Annotated in this window: 1 protein-coding gene; it reads right to left on the minus strand. The window is 37.2% G+C overall.

Annotated elements, in window-relative coordinates; genetic code table 11:
• On the minus strand, positions 1-279 hold a 279-nt coding region (locus tag NJ376_RS28565; protein WP_408906685.1), incomplete at its 3' end, for a hypothetical protein.
• Positions 280-443 lie beyond the last annotated feature (164 nt).

Raw genomic sequence — 443 nt, forward strand, 5'->3', positions numbered from 1 at the left:
TTTGAGAAAGAAAACCCAAGTATATCTTGAATATTCATCAACAATCACCAGTGTATACTTCTTGCCATTAAAGCTTGGAGTACTAACTGGACCAAATAAATCCATGTGAAGAAGATCAAGACATGATTCAAGGGTAGAAAAGTTCTTTGACTTGAATGTTGCTTTATGTTGTTTTCCCTTCTCACAAGCATGACACAGCTTGTCCTTCTCATACTTCATAATTGGAAGACCAGACACCAACTCATGTTGTGCAAGCTTGTTGATGTCTTTGAAGTTCATATGAGAAAGCCTTTTGTGCCATAACCACTTCAGCTCATCTTGAGTCTTCGAGATAAAACATACATCATTTGGCAGAGTGGTGGTACTCATATCAAACGTGTATAAGCTATCATCTCTCTTTGCAATTAACACAATGTTCCTTTCCAAATCATGAACAGTTCCTC

Origin of the sequence: Siccirubricoccus soli, from assembly GCF_024178315.1 — a bacterium.
GTDB lineage: Bacteria > Pseudomonadota > Alphaproteobacteria > Acetobacterales > Acetobacteraceae > Siccirubricoccus > Siccirubricoccus soli.